The organism is Streptomyces sp. MMBL 11-1, from assembly GCF_028622875.1.
Taxonomy (GTDB): domain Bacteria; phylum Actinomycetota; class Actinomycetes; order Streptomycetales; family Streptomycetaceae; genus Streptomyces.
The window spans coordinates 5,676,323-5,690,528 of sequence record NZ_CP117709.1 but is presented as its reverse complement, the minus strand read 5'-3'; the positions used below and the strand labels follow the sequence as shown (position 1 = coordinate 5,690,528).

Annotated in this window: 9 protein-coding genes; 7 read left to right on the top strand and 2 right to left on the bottom strand. The window is 73.9% G+C overall.

Annotated features, from left to right (window positions below):
- Nucleotides 1–128 precede the first annotated feature (128 nt).
- A complete protein-coding gene (locus tag PSQ21_RS25520; RefSeq protein ID WP_274033332.1) occupies nt 129–3,362 on the top strand; it encodes an AfsR/SARP family transcriptional regulator in 3,234 nt (1,077 codons plus the stop codon).
- 409 nt (nt 3,363–3,771) lie between these two features.
- Complete coding sequence (locus PSQ21_RS25515; protein ID WP_274033331.1) at nt 3,772–5,400, top strand: hypothetical protein; 1,629 nt, start codon at nt 3,772–3,774, stop codon at nt 5,398–5,400.
- On the opposite strand, the gene PSQ21_RS25510 is transcribed toward PSQ21_RS25515, so the two are convergent.
- Together PSQ21_RS25510 and ku are read right to left on the bottom strand one after the other, a co-directional pair.
- Nucleotides 5,369–7,132 (bottom strand): serine/threonine-protein kinase, encoded by a 1,764-nt coding sequence (locus PSQ21_RS25510; protein WP_274033330.1) that lies wholly within the window; start codon nt 7,130–7,132, stop codon nt 5,369–5,371. The genes PSQ21_RS25515 and PSQ21_RS25510 overlap by 32 nt on opposite strands.
- 56 nt (nt 7,133–7,188) lie before the next feature.
- On the bottom strand, nt 7,189–8,196 hold the full coding sequence (gene ku / locus PSQ21_RS25505) for a non-homologous end joining protein Ku (protein WP_274033328.1): 1,008 nt from the start codon (nt 8,194–8,196) through the stop codon (nt 7,189–7,191).
- A 78-nt stretch (nt 8,197–8,274) separates the two neighbouring features.
- Here ku and ligD point away from each other — a divergent pair, with 78 nt between their 5' ends.
- The 5 genes from ligD to PSQ21_RS25480 all read left to right on the top strand — a co-directional run bounded on the left by ligD (nt 8,275) and on the right by PSQ21_RS25480 (nt 14,133).
- Nucleotides 8,275–9,165, top strand: coding sequence for a non-homologous end-joining DNA ligase (gene ligD / locus PSQ21_RS25500; protein ID WP_274033326.1), 891 nt, complete (start codon nt 8,275–8,277; stop codon nt 9,163–9,165).
- 221 nt (nt 9,166–9,386) lie between these two features.
- Nucleotides 9,387–11,570, top strand: coding sequence for a HEAT repeat domain-containing protein (locus tag PSQ21_RS25495; RefSeq protein WP_274033324.1), 2,184 nt, complete (start codon nt 9,387–9,389; stop codon nt 11,568–11,570).
- Nucleotides 11,567–11,884 (top strand): zinc-ribbon domain-containing protein, encoded by a 318-nt coding sequence (locus tag PSQ21_RS25490; protein WP_274033322.1) that lies wholly within the window; start codon nt 11,567–11,569, stop codon nt 11,882–11,884. The genes PSQ21_RS25495 and PSQ21_RS25490 overlap by 4 nt, the downstream gene beginning before the upstream one ends.
- 156 nt (nt 11,885–12,040) lie before the next feature.
- Entirely contained in the window at nt 12,041–12,766 is a 726-nt protein-coding gene (locus PSQ21_RS25485; protein WP_274033321.1) for a hypothetical protein, read from the top strand.
- Entirely contained in the window at nt 12,763–14,133 is a 1,371-nt protein-coding gene (locus tag PSQ21_RS25480) for a sensor histidine kinase (RefSeq protein WP_274033320.1), read from the top strand. The genes PSQ21_RS25485 and PSQ21_RS25480 overlap by 4 nt, the downstream gene beginning before the upstream one ends.
- Nucleotides 14,134–14,206: the final 73 nt, after the last annotated feature.

Below are 14,206 nucleotides of genomic sequence, written 5' to 3'. Positions count from 1 at the left end.
ATGCGCCCCGCTCACGCCCCCATGCGCTCTGGTCCGGACCGGTGGCTCAGGGAACAGTGGACGGTTCCGCACACACGTGCGGAGGCTGCCGGTGGCGGCAGGAAGTGGCGCACCCATCGGGGGGCGATGTGGACCTTCTTGCTCTGGGACCTCTGGAACTGTGGCACGGGGACCAGCAGCACATGCTCGGTTCGGTGAAACACCGCTGCGTGCTCGCGGTTCTGGTACACGCGCGCGGGGAGCCCGTCGCCGTGGACACGCTGATGGAACGTGTCTGGGGGGACGAGCCTCCCCCCAAGGGCCCGGCCACGCTCCAGACGTACCTCTCCAAGCTGCGCAGACACCTGCGCGACGCGGTGGGGCCGCTCGTCCGGCTGGACCACATGCCGCCCCGGCTGTACCGGCTCCGGATGAGCGACCAGAACGATCTGGACCTGGTCCGCTTCCAGCGGTTCCGCGCCGAGGCGGCCGTGGCGGCGGAGCAGGGCCGCACGGACTGGGCGATCGGGCTGCTGCGGACCGCCGAGAGCATGTGGCGGGGCGAGCCGCTGACCGAGAGCGCCGGCGAGTGGGCCGCGTCGGTGCGTACGCGGCTGGTGGAGGACCACCGCCATGTCCGGGAGGAGCGCATCCGGCTGGAGCTGGAGCTAGGCCGGCACGCCGATCTCATCGGTGAGCTGCGCGAGTTGGCGGCGGAGAGCCCGCTGGCGGAAGGGGTGGTGGCCTCGCTGATGCTGGCACTTCACCGCAGCGGGCGGCACAGTGAGGCGCTGGAGCTCTACCGCACGACGCACACCCGCCTGCGGGAGGGCCTCGGCATGGAGCCGGGGGCCGATCTGCGGGCGCTGCACCAGCGGATCCTGGAACAGGACCTGGGGCTGACGGGCCCCCGGGCGGAGGCGGTCACCATCAGGTCCCTCGCCCCCACCGCGCCCGCGCCCGCTCCTCCGGCGCCCCCCGCCGCCGCGGCCCCGGGCCCTCCGCCCGCCCTCGCGGCCCGCAACAACCTCCCCCGCGACACCCGGGACTTCACCGGCCGGGCCCGGGAGTTGACGCTGCTGCGGGAAGGGGTCGCCGGCGCCGACGGATACGCGCTGCCGGTCGCCGTGCTCCACGGGATGCCCGGCATCGGCAAGACCGCGCTGGCGGTGCACGCCGCGCACCGGCTGGCCGGGGACTATCCGGCCGGTCAGCTGTACGTCGATCTGCACGGGTTCAGCGGGCGGCGGCCCCTGGACCCGGCCGAGGCGCTGGCCTTCCTGCTGCATGCCGCAGGAGAGGGCGGTGCGTTGCCGGACACCCTCGACGGGCGGGCGGCCGCGTGGCGGGAGTGGACCGCGCGCAACCGGGTGCTGGTGGTGCTCGACAACGCACGGGACGCCGCTCAGGTACGCCCGCTGCTGCCCGGTTCGGCCGGGTGCCTGGCGATCGTGACGAGCCGCAACCGGCTCTCCGCACTGGACGGGGCCACGTCCCTGGCGGTGGACGCGCTGTCGGCGCGGGAGGCGGCGGCCCTGTTCACCCGGATCGCGGGCACCGCCCGCACGGCCCGCGATCCGGAGGCGCTGGGGCTGCTGGTGGACGCCTGCGGCCGGCATCCGCTGGCCACGACGCTGCTCGCGGGCCGCTTCCGGCACCGGGAGATCTGGGACCTGCGGCATCTCCTGGAGCGCCTGGCCCAGTCGAGCGATCCGCTGGACGAACTCGACGAGGAGGTGTTCGTCTCGGCGTTCCGCTTCTCGTACGCGGAGCTGACGCCCGGCACGCGCCGATTGATGCGTCTGCTCGCGCTGCATCCCGGGCCCGACATCACGGCGGCGGCCGCGGCGGCTCTGTCGGGGCGGGGCAACGGGCTCGGGCCGGGGGGCGGGGCCGAGGGCGTGCGGCGCAGCATCGAAGAGCTGTTGGACTGCCATCTGCTGGCGGAGCCGGTGCTCGGCCGCTACCAACTGCACGACCTCACCCGGGCGTTCGCCCTGCGCGTAGCCACCGCCGAGGAGCCGGAGGAAGCGCGCGGCGCCGCCGTCGGCCGGCTCCTCGGATACTGCCTCACCTCCGCGCACCGCGCCCACCGCCTCACCCACCCGCGCCGCAGGGCGCTGGAGCCCGAGCACATGTCGGTGTACGCGGCCGAGTTCGGCGACGCCCAGGAGGCGGCGGCCTGGCTGGACGCCGAGCGCGCCAACCTGCTGGCCGCGGCCCGCACGGCCGCCTCGGAGCACCGGGACCACGCGGCGCTCTTCCCGCACGCGCTCGCCCCCTCGCTCAGGATCTGGGGCAGCTGGGCGGTGACCAACGAGCTGTACGGCGCGGCCGTGGAGGCGCTGCGCTCCCGGGGCAACCCGCTGCTGCTGGCGCAGACGCTGGTGGAGGCGGCGGAGGTGCTGGCGCAGACGGGGCCCGGGGAGGCGCTGAGCTGCGCGGGCGAGGCGCTGACCCTGTTCCAGGACTTGAAGGACCCCGCCGGGTGCGCCGACAGCTCGCTCCAGGCGAGCCGCGCGCACCTGGCCGCCGGGCACACCGGTCCGACGCTGCGCATGGTGGCGCGGGCGCTGGCGCTCTACCGCGGTCTGGGCGACCTGCACGGCGAGGCGGACTGTCTCAACGTCGAGGGGGCGGCGCTGTATTACGAGGGCCGGTACGACGAGGCGCTCGGCCGGGCGCGGCTCACGCTGCACATCCACGAGGGGACGGGGGATCTGCTGGGACAGATCCGCGCACTCAACAACATCGGCGAGATCCACCACCTCCAGGGGCGCATCGGGCAGGCCCGCGACCACCTCGAGAAGTCGCGGGTGCTGGCCCGGCTGCACAGCGGTGCCCGCGAACTGGCCATTCTGGAGACGAACATGGGTGCGGTGCACCAGGCCATGGGGGACACGTCACGGGCGCTGGACGGCTTCCGCAGGGCACTGGAGAGCCACCGGGCCCGGGGGGACGCGCTGGGCGAGGCGAACGCGCTGATCAGCATGGGCACCGCGTACGCCGAGAACGGCAACACCGGTGAGGCGCTGCTCCGCTTCACCGCCGCGGAGGAGGTGGCCCGGAGGATCGACAGCGCCTACGAGCGCACCCGGGCGCTGCTCGGCGTGGCCGACGTGCACGAGGCGGAAGACCGGCCGGAGATGGCGGAGGGGGTGTACGAGCAGGCCCTGGAGCTGGCCGAGCGCACCGGCTCCCGTCCCGCGGCGGCACGGGCGCTGGCGGGCCTGGCGCGCACGGGTCTGCGTCTGCACCGGGGCGACCTGGCCCGGGTGTACGCGAAGAGGGCGGTCGAGGTGTACCGGAGCCTGGGCTCCGAGGCCGAGGCGGAGAGCCTGTGGGACCTGTTGCGGGAGGAGACGAGAAGGACCGGCTCCTGAGCCTCGCCCGGGTGCCGGTCCGTTCGATCGACGGCAGGATGCGCTGCCGACGAGGGCTGATCAGGCGCTGGGAGCGCCCCACATCCACTGCAGGAGCTTCATCGGTTGGTAACTGCTTTCTTCTCAAGCCGAGTTACTGGCTCGGGCCGTTGCATTGAGGGTTGGCCACTCCCCTGAGGGAGCGAACATGAGCGATCTTGCACGCTCTTCGCTCTCATGTCGAACTAGTCATCAGTTCGGGTGAGGTTCAACGATTTTTCGTGACCTCGGGAGCACATTGGGGCGATCATGTCTGGTCACCTTCCTCGCCTCCGACCGGTCGGCATACGCCCGTTCGACGGTGTGTGAATCAGGACGTCCCTGGGCAGATTGGGGGTGACTTTTACGGCTCGACGGTGGGGGGACCGTTATGGAGTCCGGTGATCGTTACGGCTTCGAGGGGTACGGGACCGTCCCGCCGCCGCCCTCCCACGCGCCGGCGGCCGGGCCGCCGCCGCCCGGCGCTCCCCTGCGTGCGACCGGTGCCGCGCTGCTCAATCTGACCGGACTCGGGCTCGGTTACGCCCTGTTGGGGCGCTGGGTGCGGGCCGGGGTGTGCTGGGGCGCCACGGCGGTGCTGCTGTGGGCGGCGTTGCCCGCCGATCCGGACGGGGTGCCCGGAGCCGTCCTCGCCGGGTATCTGCTCGTACTGGTGCTCGCCGCCGCCGACGGGGCGCGGATCGCCCGGCGCTCGGCGCTGGGCGGGGCGTGGCGGCCCGTCCTGGCGGTCGGTCTCGGCGTGGTGCTGCTGGCCGTGCCGGCGGGCGGGACGGTGGTGTACGGCTCCGCACGGGACGAGGCACGGGAACAGATGTTGCTGGACCGGCTGGCGGCCGGGGACGAGCGGGTCTCGGCCGCCTCGCGGCAGCCGTTCGGCCCGGCGAAGGGCGAGTACGAGCGGGCGCTCGACGTCTATCGCGCGCTCGGCGAGGACCATCCCGGCTCCCGGGCCGCGAAGCTCGTCCCGGACCGCCTGAAGACGTACTACGACGCCGTCTCCGCCCCGTACGCCGAGAAGCGGCTCTGTGAAGCGGTCGCGCCGCTGACCTACCTGCGGACGCTTCCGGACTCGGTCGACGAGAAGCTGCTGGGCGCGCTCGCCGCCTGGCCCGACGAACCGCTCGCCACGTCGTTGTACGGGTGTGGTGTGTCGCGGCTGGGCGGGCCGGGCGGGGGTGGCGCGGAGCTGGGCGAGCTGTTGCGCACGTTCCCCGACTCCGCCTCCGCGCGGCAGGTGGGCCCGGCGATCGGGAAGCGGATCAAGGAGCAGGTCGCCGCGTTGAAGGGGGCCGAGCCGTGTGCGGCCACCGAGGTGCTGCGGGGCCTCGGCGCCACCGCGTCCGGCCTGCCCGCCGAGGACGTGAAGGCGCTGCGCGCCGATGCCGACAAGGGTGTCGTGAACGGCGTGTACGCCTGCGGGGTCGACCAGTTCGAGGACGAGAGGTTCGGCGACGCGCGCACGACGCTGACCGACTTCGCGCGGACGTACAAGAGCGACGGGCGGGTGCGGCAGGCGCGGAACATCGCCATAGCCGCGGAGATCGCCGACGACCGGCCGGCGGCGGGCAAGCGGCTGCCGCCGTCGAAGCGGCCCGGCGGGGCCCGGATGGAGCTGGTCATCAGCAATGACGCGCCGAACGCGGTCGAGGTGCTCTACACCGGTCCGGTCACCGGCACCGTCACGCTGAAGGCCTGCGCGGGCTGTGAGCGGTACAGCGCCTCCGTCGGAGCGCGGCGGGCCTGCAAGGCGAGCGGCAGGAGCTACCCGAAGGCACGGCTTCGGCTTCCGGCCGGGGAGTACCACTTCCTCTACAAGCACGGCACGGGCGCGACCGCCCGGGTGGACAGCTACACCTCGGGGTCGAAGGTCCAGCCGGGCTACACGTACACCAGCTGCACCTACGTCATCGAGCGGAATCCGCTCGGGCTGGACCTGCCCCTGCTCCCGGATCCGGTGGAGCCGGTGCTCAGCCCTTGGGGCGCGGGCTCCTCTCGATGACCCGTCCGTCCAGTTCCGCGGTGAGGTGGGCGCCGCCGTGCGAGTCGGAGACGTAGACGCGCAGCACCGGGCGGTCGTCGTGGAAGGGCGACGAGGGATCCACGATCACGTAACGGCTCTCCGGCTCCGGGATGTTGAGCGTCCGCTCCGCCGCTCTCAGCAGGGCGGGCAGCGCGTCCCAGTCGACGGAGTTCAGGTCGACCGTCGTGGTCCGGGACGTCAGGGTGCCGCCCATGTCGTCGTTCTTGGCCCGGCCGTCGCGGTAGCTGAAGCGGTCGTACAGCGCTGCGTTGGACTTCAGCGGCGCGTCGGCGTACGCGTGCTCACCGTAGAGAGTGAAGGCGGTGACCTTCGTCCCGCCCATGAGCGGCTTCATCGCCTTGACCGCCGCCCGCGCCCCGTCCGGGGTCAGCAGGTCCTCGGCCTCCGGCAGGCCCTTCTCGCCGGACGCCCCGGTGGGGTCGGACGCTCCGGAAGAGCCGGACGCCCCGGTGGGGTCGGAGGCACCGGAGGGGTCGGAGCCGTCGGCTGCCGGGTCCGGTGCGGGAACGGAGGCCCGGGGCGCGCTCGCCGTGTCGCGGGGGCGGTCGTCGCCGTCGGAGCCCTGGGAGGAGAACGGGTCGACCGTCCAGAGGACGACGCCCGCGATCACCGCGGCCGAGACGACGGACGAGGCGACGCTGATCATCCGGACGCGGCGCACGCCCCGGCTCCGGCGCTCTTGCGGGGTGAGGGAGGGGGCGGGGGCGGCCGACTGGTAGGGGTGGGCCGGCCCGGGACCGGGCGGGGGCGCGGAGGCCGACCGCGTGGGCGTGGCGTGCACGGACCCGGGCGGTGCGGAGGCGGGCCGTTCCCGTACGGGCTCCGTGGGTGTCGGGACCGGGCCCCCGGCCGGGCGCGCGGCCTCGGCCAGCAGGCGGTCGAGGGCCTCGGCGTCCGGGCGGGCCGGGAGGTCCCTGGTGAGGAGCGCTTTCAGCACCGGGGCGAGGGACCCGGCCCGTACCGGCGGCGGGATCTCCTCGTCGAGCACGGCGGCCAGCGTGGCGAGGGTGGTGGCCCGGCGCAGCGGGTGGCGGCCCTCGACGGCGACGTACAGCATCATCCCGAGGGACCAGAGGTCGGAGGACGGGTCGCCCTCGGTGCCCCGGATCCGCTCGGGGGCTATGTAGTCGGGCGAGCCGATGAGGGCGCCCGTCATGGTGAGGCTGGTCGACTCGCGGATGGCGGCGATGCCGAAGTCCGTGAGGACGGGGCGGCCGTCGGGGCGCAGCAGCACGTTGGCGGGCTTGACGTCGCGGTGCTGGATGCCGGAGGCGTGGGCGGCGCGGAGGGCGGAGAGGATGCCGCGTCCCAGTTCGGCGGCCTCGGCGGGCGCCATGGGCCCGTCGGCGAGCCGGTCGTGCAGGGACGGGCCGGCCACCAGCTCCATCACGATCCACGGATAGCCGTCCTCGCCGGGGTCGACGATGTGGTGGACGGTGACCACGCAAGGATGGTCGACCCGGGCCAGGGCACGCGCCTCACGCAGCACCCGGGCGCGCAGGGTGCGGGCGCCCTCGGGGTCGTACTCCGCGAGCGCCGGGTCCGGGGGCCGCACCTCCTTGAGCGCGACCTCGCGGTGGAGCGCCTCGTCGCGGGCCCGCCAGACCATGCCCATGCCACCGCTGCCGAGCCGCTCCAGCAGCGTGAAACGGCCGTCGATCACCCGTCCCGAGGGGGCCTCTGCGCTCATGGGCCGTAGCGTACGGGGGGCGTACGGCAGCGGGGCCGCGGGGCCGCGGCTCTCCGTCAGGCCGAGGTGCGTTTGCGGGATGATGTCGTCTTCTTCGCCGCGGTCTTCTTCGCCGTGGCCTTCTTAGCCGTGGCCTTCTTAGCCGTGGCCTTCTTCGCGGTGGTCTTCTTCTTCGCCGTGCTCTTCTTCGCGGTTCCGGTGGTCCGCGCGGTCTTCCCGGACGTCTTCGACGACGACGCCTTCTCGATGGGGTGGACGTCGGCCATGTCGCCGTCGCCCTCGTCGTCCCCGGAGCCCTTGGCCGCCCGGACACTCTTCTCCAGGGCCGCGATCAGGTCGATGACCTTGCCGCCGCCGGTGTCCTCGGGTTCCGCCGGGAGCACGCTCTCGCCGGCGGCCTTCGCGGCGACGAGTTCCTCCACCGCCTCCCGGTAGTCGTCGTGGAGGCTGTCCATGTCCACCTCGCCGAGGGTGTCCATCAGAGCGTCCGCCAGGTCGAGTTCGGCGTCCCGGACCGTGACGTCACCGTCCGGCGCGGCCTCCTCCGGCGCACGGATCTCGTCGGGCCACAGGAGTCCGTGCATGGCGATCACGTCGTCCACGACGCGGAGCATGCCGAGCCGTTCACGGCCGCGCAGGGCGTACTTGGCGACGGCGACCTTGTTGCTGCGCTTGAGGGCCTCACGGAGCAGGGTGTACGGCTTGGCGGCCGGGACCCCGTTGGCGGAGAGGTAGTACGCCGCCTCCATCTGGAGCGGGTCGATCCGGTCGGCGGGCACGAAGGCGACGATCTCGATGGTCTTCGCCGTGGGCAGCGGGAGCTGGGCGAGGTCCTCGTCGGTGATCGGGATCATCGTGCCGTCGGCGTCCTCGTAGGCCTTGCCGATCTCGCCGCCGGAGACCTCCTCCTCGTCCAGTTCACAGACCTTGCGGTACCGGATCCGGCCACCGTCGGCGAGGTGGATCTGCCGGAAGCTGATCGCGTGGTTCTCGGTGGCGTTGACCAGCTTGATCGGGATGCTGACCAGCCCGAAGGAGATCGCGCCGTTCCATATGGACCTCACCGTTCACCCCTTGCCGACCGTTGAGCATCCTTGAGGCATTGAAGACGCTTTGGCCTGATTTCATGTGATTCTTATCGTATGACGCCGATCACCGAGGTGGAGGGGCGACGGGTTTCGCTCAGCAATCTCGACAAAGTCCTGTATCCGGCCACCGGGACGACCAAGGGCGAGGTGCTGCACTACTACGCGGCCACCGCGGGCAGCGTGATCCTGCCCCATCTGCGCGATCGCCCCGTGTCCTTCCTGCGCTACCCGGACGGGCCGGACGGCCAGGTCTTCTTCACCAAGAATCCGCCGCCCGGTACGCCCGCCTGGGTGGAGACCACCTCCGTTCCGCGCAGCGAGGACCCCGGTGCCCGGCAGGTGGTCGTGCGGGACCTGGCCTCCCTGATGTGGGCGGCCAACCTGGTGGTGGAGTTCCACACCCCGCAGTGGCGCGCGGACGCGCCGGAGATCGCCGACCGCATGGTCTTCGACCTGGACCCCGGCTCCCCCGCGACCGTCGTGGAGTGCTGCGCGGTGGCGCTCTGGCTGCGGGAGCGCCTCGCGGCCGACGGTCTCGCCGCGTACGCGAAGACGTCCGGGTCCAAGGGGATGCACCTGCTGGTCCCGCTGGAGCCCGTCCCGTCCGGCGAGGCGTCCGCGTACGCGAAGCGGCTCGCCGTGGAGGCGGAGGCGGAGCTTCCGGGGCTGGCCCTGCACCGGATGAAGCGCTCCCTGCGGCCGGGGAAGGTCTTCGTCGACTTCAGCCAGAACGCCGCGGCGAAGACGACCGCCACGCCCTACACCCTGCGCGCCCGGTCCGAGCCCACCGTGTCGGCCCCGGTCACCTGGGAGGAGATCGCGGGGTGCGAGGAGGCCGGCGCCCTGGTGTTCCGTGCCGAGGACATGGCCGCCCGGCTGGACCGGCACGGCGACCTGCTCGCCCCGCTGAACGACCCGGGGCAAGCGCGTCCGCTGCCCGCCTGACACGCTCCCGGTTCACAGGAATCCACAGCCGGTTCGTCTTGACCGGGTCATGACCTCGTTACGGCGCGAGGAAAGGCCACAAGTGGCGGGTGGATTGTCGGACCCGTGGTGCACACTCTGCGCAGGCGCTTTCTCCGGGGCGCGCCGGGAGGGGTGTGACGGACGGGTGCGCCACGGGCGCGCCGGTCCGGGCGCTGTCGTGATCGTGGGGAGGGGATGGCGTGTTCTCGGGGATCGACGAGGTCGACTGGGCCTCGATGGAGCATGCCTACGGGCCTGCCGACGATGTGCCGGAGCTCCTGCGCGGGCTCGCCTCCGACGATCCGGCGGAGCGGGAGGCGGCGCTCGACGGCATGTACGGCGCGGTGCACCACCAGGGCGATGTGTACGCGTGCACGCTCGCGTGCATCCCGTTCCTGTTCGAGCTGGCCGTGGACCCGGGGGTGCAGGACCGCGGCAGCGTGGTCGAACTGCTCACCAGCATCGGCGGCTTCGACCTCGACGAGGACGACGAGGCGGAGATCGACGAGGACGAGATCGAGGGCGCCGCGAACTACGCGATGGCGGCGGCGGCGGTCACCGCGGGCGCGGGGGTGTTCTTCGAGCTGATCGCCGACGAGGACCCCGGGGTGCGGCTCGCGGCCCCGCTCGCGCTCGCCACGCTGCACCGGCACCCCGTGCGGGTGCTCACACTGCTGCGGGAGCGGCTGCCGGTGGAGCCCGACGAGGAGGTGCGGCTCGCGCTCGTGGAGGCCGCCGGGCGGGTCGCGCTGCGGCACCGGCCGCTGGCGGGGCGGGTCGCGGAGTGGCTGGGCCGGCTGGCGTCCCCGGCGCACTCCCCGGGGCTGCGGCTCGCGGCCCTGGCCCAGCTGGCGCGCTGTGCGCCCGACGGGCTGCCCGGTGATGTGGTGCCGGTGGTCGCGGGGCTGCTGCGCGAGATGCGTTCCCCGCCGGAGGAGCCCGCCCCGGAGAAGGACGAGCCGGACCCCGAGCGGGAACCGGACGCGGAGCCGGTGGACCCCGACGCGGATCCGGTGGACCCGGAGCCGGTGGCCGCGGAGGCCTGTCGGGGCGAGCAGGTCGCGGCGCCGACGCTCGTGGGGCAGCTGCGGCCGCTCTCCGCGCAGGAGAACGCGGGGCGCGGCGCTCCCTGGGCCGCGGACCTGCTGCGCACCCTGCACGTCGGCCTCGACGACCGGGTGGGCGACCGCACGGCGCTCCTCGCCGACCAGTTGCGCAGCCCCGACCGCCGCCAGCGCATCGACGCCGTGCGGATGAGCGGCGGGCTGATACGGGCCTGGCGCGGCCCCTACGAGGAGTTGGTGGCGCTCGTCGGCGAGCAGCTGTCCGACCCCGAGCCCCGGCTCGCCGAGGCCGCGTCCCATGTGCTGGAGGAGCTGTTCGGTCTCGCCGCGCCCGCCGCCGACGCCCTGGCCGCCCGGGTGGCCGACCGTCCCGGGGACTGGGTGAAGGCCTGGGCCAGCGGTCCGCCCGGACTCGGTTCCACCGTGAAGGCCCTGGCGCGCCTCGGCGACGCCCGGGCGGTGCCCGCGCTGGCGGCGGCGCTGGAGCTGCCGCGGGTGGCGCACGACGTGGGGTTCGCGGTGGGCCACCTGGGGGCGGCGGCCCGGCCGCTCGCCGGGGCGCTGCGGCGCAGGCTCGGGGAGGTGGAGCTGGACGAGGCGGCCTACGACCGGGCGAGCCCGCTGCTGGCCGGGCTGACCGGGCTGCGGGCGGGCGAGGCGACGCCGGAGGTGCTGCGGGTGCTGCGCGGGGCGCCGGAGTACCGGGGCGAGTGGCTGCGTACGGCGGCGCTGCGGGCGCTGGGTTCGTTCGGGCCCGCGGCCCGGGAGGCCGTCCCGGAGCTGCGGGCGCTGATCCGCCGTCCGGGGACGGCCTCCGCGACCGAGGCGGCCGAGGCGCTGTGGGCGGTCTCCGGGGACACCGGGGCGGTGCTGCCGGTGCTGATCGAGGGCCTCCAGTCGCACCAGGTGCACGACCGGCGGGCGGCGGTGGTGGCGCTGGGGGCGCTCGGGCCGCGCGCCGCGGTGGCCGCGCCCCGGCTGCGCGGGCTGCTCGCGCACGAGGAGCTGTGGCTGCGGGTCGACGCGGCGATCGCGCTGTGGGAGGTGACCGGCCGGTCGTCCGAGACCACCGAGGCCCTGCTCGCCGACTGGGAGCGGAGCCGTCATGTGCGGGTCCGGGTGGCAGAATGCGTGGCACGGATGGGGCCGGTCCCGGAGGGGTCGGCCGCAGCACACGTCCTGCGGAGCGAACTCGCCTCCGTACGCCGTCACAACGCGATGGACGGCGGGTACGGCAGTCACGACATCCATGAGGACGAGAAGCTCCTGGCGCTGTGCCGACGGGCACTCCGGGGGACGGGGAAAGGAAGCACGGCATGATCATTTTCGGCACCAAGGGCTACCTCCACCAGCTGGCCATCCTGACGATGGTGTGCGGCTGGTGCGGCAATCCGGCGGCGCACACCCTGCGCAAGCGGGTCACGAAGTTCACGTTGTTCTTCGTGCCGCTGTTCCCGTTCTCGACCAAGTACGCCACGCAGTGCACGTTCTGCGGCGGGGAGCGGCAGATACCCCAGGAGGAGGCCGACCGGCTGCTCGCCCAGGCCGCGGCCGGTCAGGACGGCAACGTCCACGGCCAGGCCCCGCAGCAGCCCGGTTTCACGCCTCCGGGGCAGAACCCGTACCAGCGCTGATCCCGCGGCCCTCCTGACCGCCCCGGCCCCCGCCCCCGCCGAACGCGGGGCCGCCGGGCCGAGGTGCGTCACCCCGGGTACGAAGTCGGCATTGCGCACGGTCGTCCGATTAGGGTGAGACCGCTGTGTCGTCCGTCGTCGGAGAGGAGGCGAGCCGTGCGCCCGCACCGCGTCCCGGCGGCGCCCCGTACCGCCGCGCTCGCCCTCGCCGCGCTCATCCTGCTGTCCGGCTGCGGCGCGGCGGGCGGGCTGGAGAGCGCGGGCGACGCGCCGTCGGCCGTCGAGCCCAAGAGCCTGTGGCCGGATCTGCCGCCCGCCTCCGCCGCCCCGTACGACTACGGCGAGGGCGAGACCGCGCGCATCCCGGGGATCCGGGTGACCGGCGGCGATGTGCGGCGGCTGGACCCGGTGACCGTGGCGCAGGCCGGACTGAGGGCGAAGACGGACCGGGACAGCGGCCTGGACGATCTGCCGGACGCCACGGTCCGGCAGATCGAGGCGTGCCGGACCGCCCCGGACGACTGCCCGGTCCTCCCGCCGTACTACCGCGACCTGACCGGCGACGGCAGGGACGAACTGGTCCTCGGCATACGGCTGCCCGAGCGGCAGCTCGCCCTGCGCGTCTACATGCCGGACGAGGGCCGGCTGACCCGGATCATGTCCACCTACGACGCCGTCATCAGCGTGGAGCTGGCGGGCCGGGACCTGATCATGCGGGCCCCCTCGGTGATCCCGGGGTACGAGTACCGCACCGCGTGGTCGTGGGACGACCGGCAGCGCGCGATGCTGCCCACCCGGGACGAGATCCTGCGGACGCCCGAGCACCGGAAGGCCCCGAGGCCCTCCCCGGAATCCTCCGCGTCCTCCCCGGGCACGCGATGAGGCGGCGCCGGTTCCGCTCGCTCTCCTGGACCGCGAGCCTCACCTGGAAGTCCGCGGTCTTCCTGACCGTCATGTGCTGCACCCTGGCCGCCCTCCTCGGCTTCCTGGTGCACACCGCGTTCACCCGGCAGACGGTCGAACAGGCCCGGGAGAAGACGCTGAGCCGGCTGGAGGTGGTCACCGACGCGTACGAGGCCGGGGAGCCGCTGCCCCCGAGGTCCGGCATCGACCCGCCGGGCCTGCCCGCCTCGCTGCGCGCCCTGGCCTCGGGCGGTGAGCGGGGCACCGTGGTCGCGGACGGACCGAAGCGGCCGGGCGCGCGGAGCGGACCCGCCATGTGGGCGGCGGGCCCGGCGGACGGGCGGGCGCTGGCGACCTGGACGGACTACAGCCACAGCGCCCGCGCCATCGGCGGCCTGGACCGGGCGATCGTCGGCTCCTCGCTGCTGGCCATCGCCGCCACCCTGCTCGTCGGCCTGTTCGCCGTCGGCCGGGTGACCCGCAGGCTCCACCAGAGCGCCCGGGTGGCCCGCCGGATCAGCGCGGGCGATCTCGATGCCCGGGTGCACGACCCCCGGACCGCGCGCCCGGTCCGCGCCCAGGACGAGGTGGCGATCGTGGCGGGCGCGCTCGACACCATGGCCTCGACCCTCCAGCGCAAGCTCCAGACCGAGCAGCGGTTCACCGCCGACGTGGCGCACGAGCTGCGCACCCCGCTGACCGGTCTGTCGGCCGCCGCCGAACTGCTGCCGCCGGGCCGCCCGGCGGAGCTGGTGCGCGACCGGGTACGGGCGATGCGGGCGCTGACGGAGGACCTGCTGGAGATCTCCCGGCTCGACGCCCGTACCGAGCAGGTCGACCTCGCCGTCCACGAGCTCGCGCCGCTGGCGGAGCGGGTCGTCCGGGCCTCGGGCACCGACACCGAGGTGCGCGTGACGGGCACGGCCCGGGTGGAGACCGACCGGCGGCGCCTGGAGCGGGTGATCGGCAATCTGGTGGCCAACGCCCATCGGCACGGGCGCCCCCCGGTGGTGCTGAGCGTGGACGGCACGGTGGTCTCCGTACGGGACCACGGCCCGGGGTTCCCGGCGTATCTGCTGGACGGCGGGCCGCAGCGGTTCCGCACGGACGGTGCGGGCAAGGGGCACGGTCTGGGGCTGACCATCGCCCTGGGCCAGGCTGAGGTCATCGGCGCGCGGCTGGACTTCGGCAATCCGCCGGACGGCGGGGCGCTCGTCCGGATGACCCTGCCGGAGTACGTGCACCTGGACGACGGTGATTCCGGCGGGAACCCCGGTGATGACGGGCGCCGGGGCGGAACGGACGACCCGGACGGCCCAACCCGGAGCGCCTCTCACGCAACGTGACGCGTTGCGGACCGTGTGTGGCGAATCTAGCGTGACCGGCACGAGCCCAGCTCGTGTCCCCCACGGTCCCTTC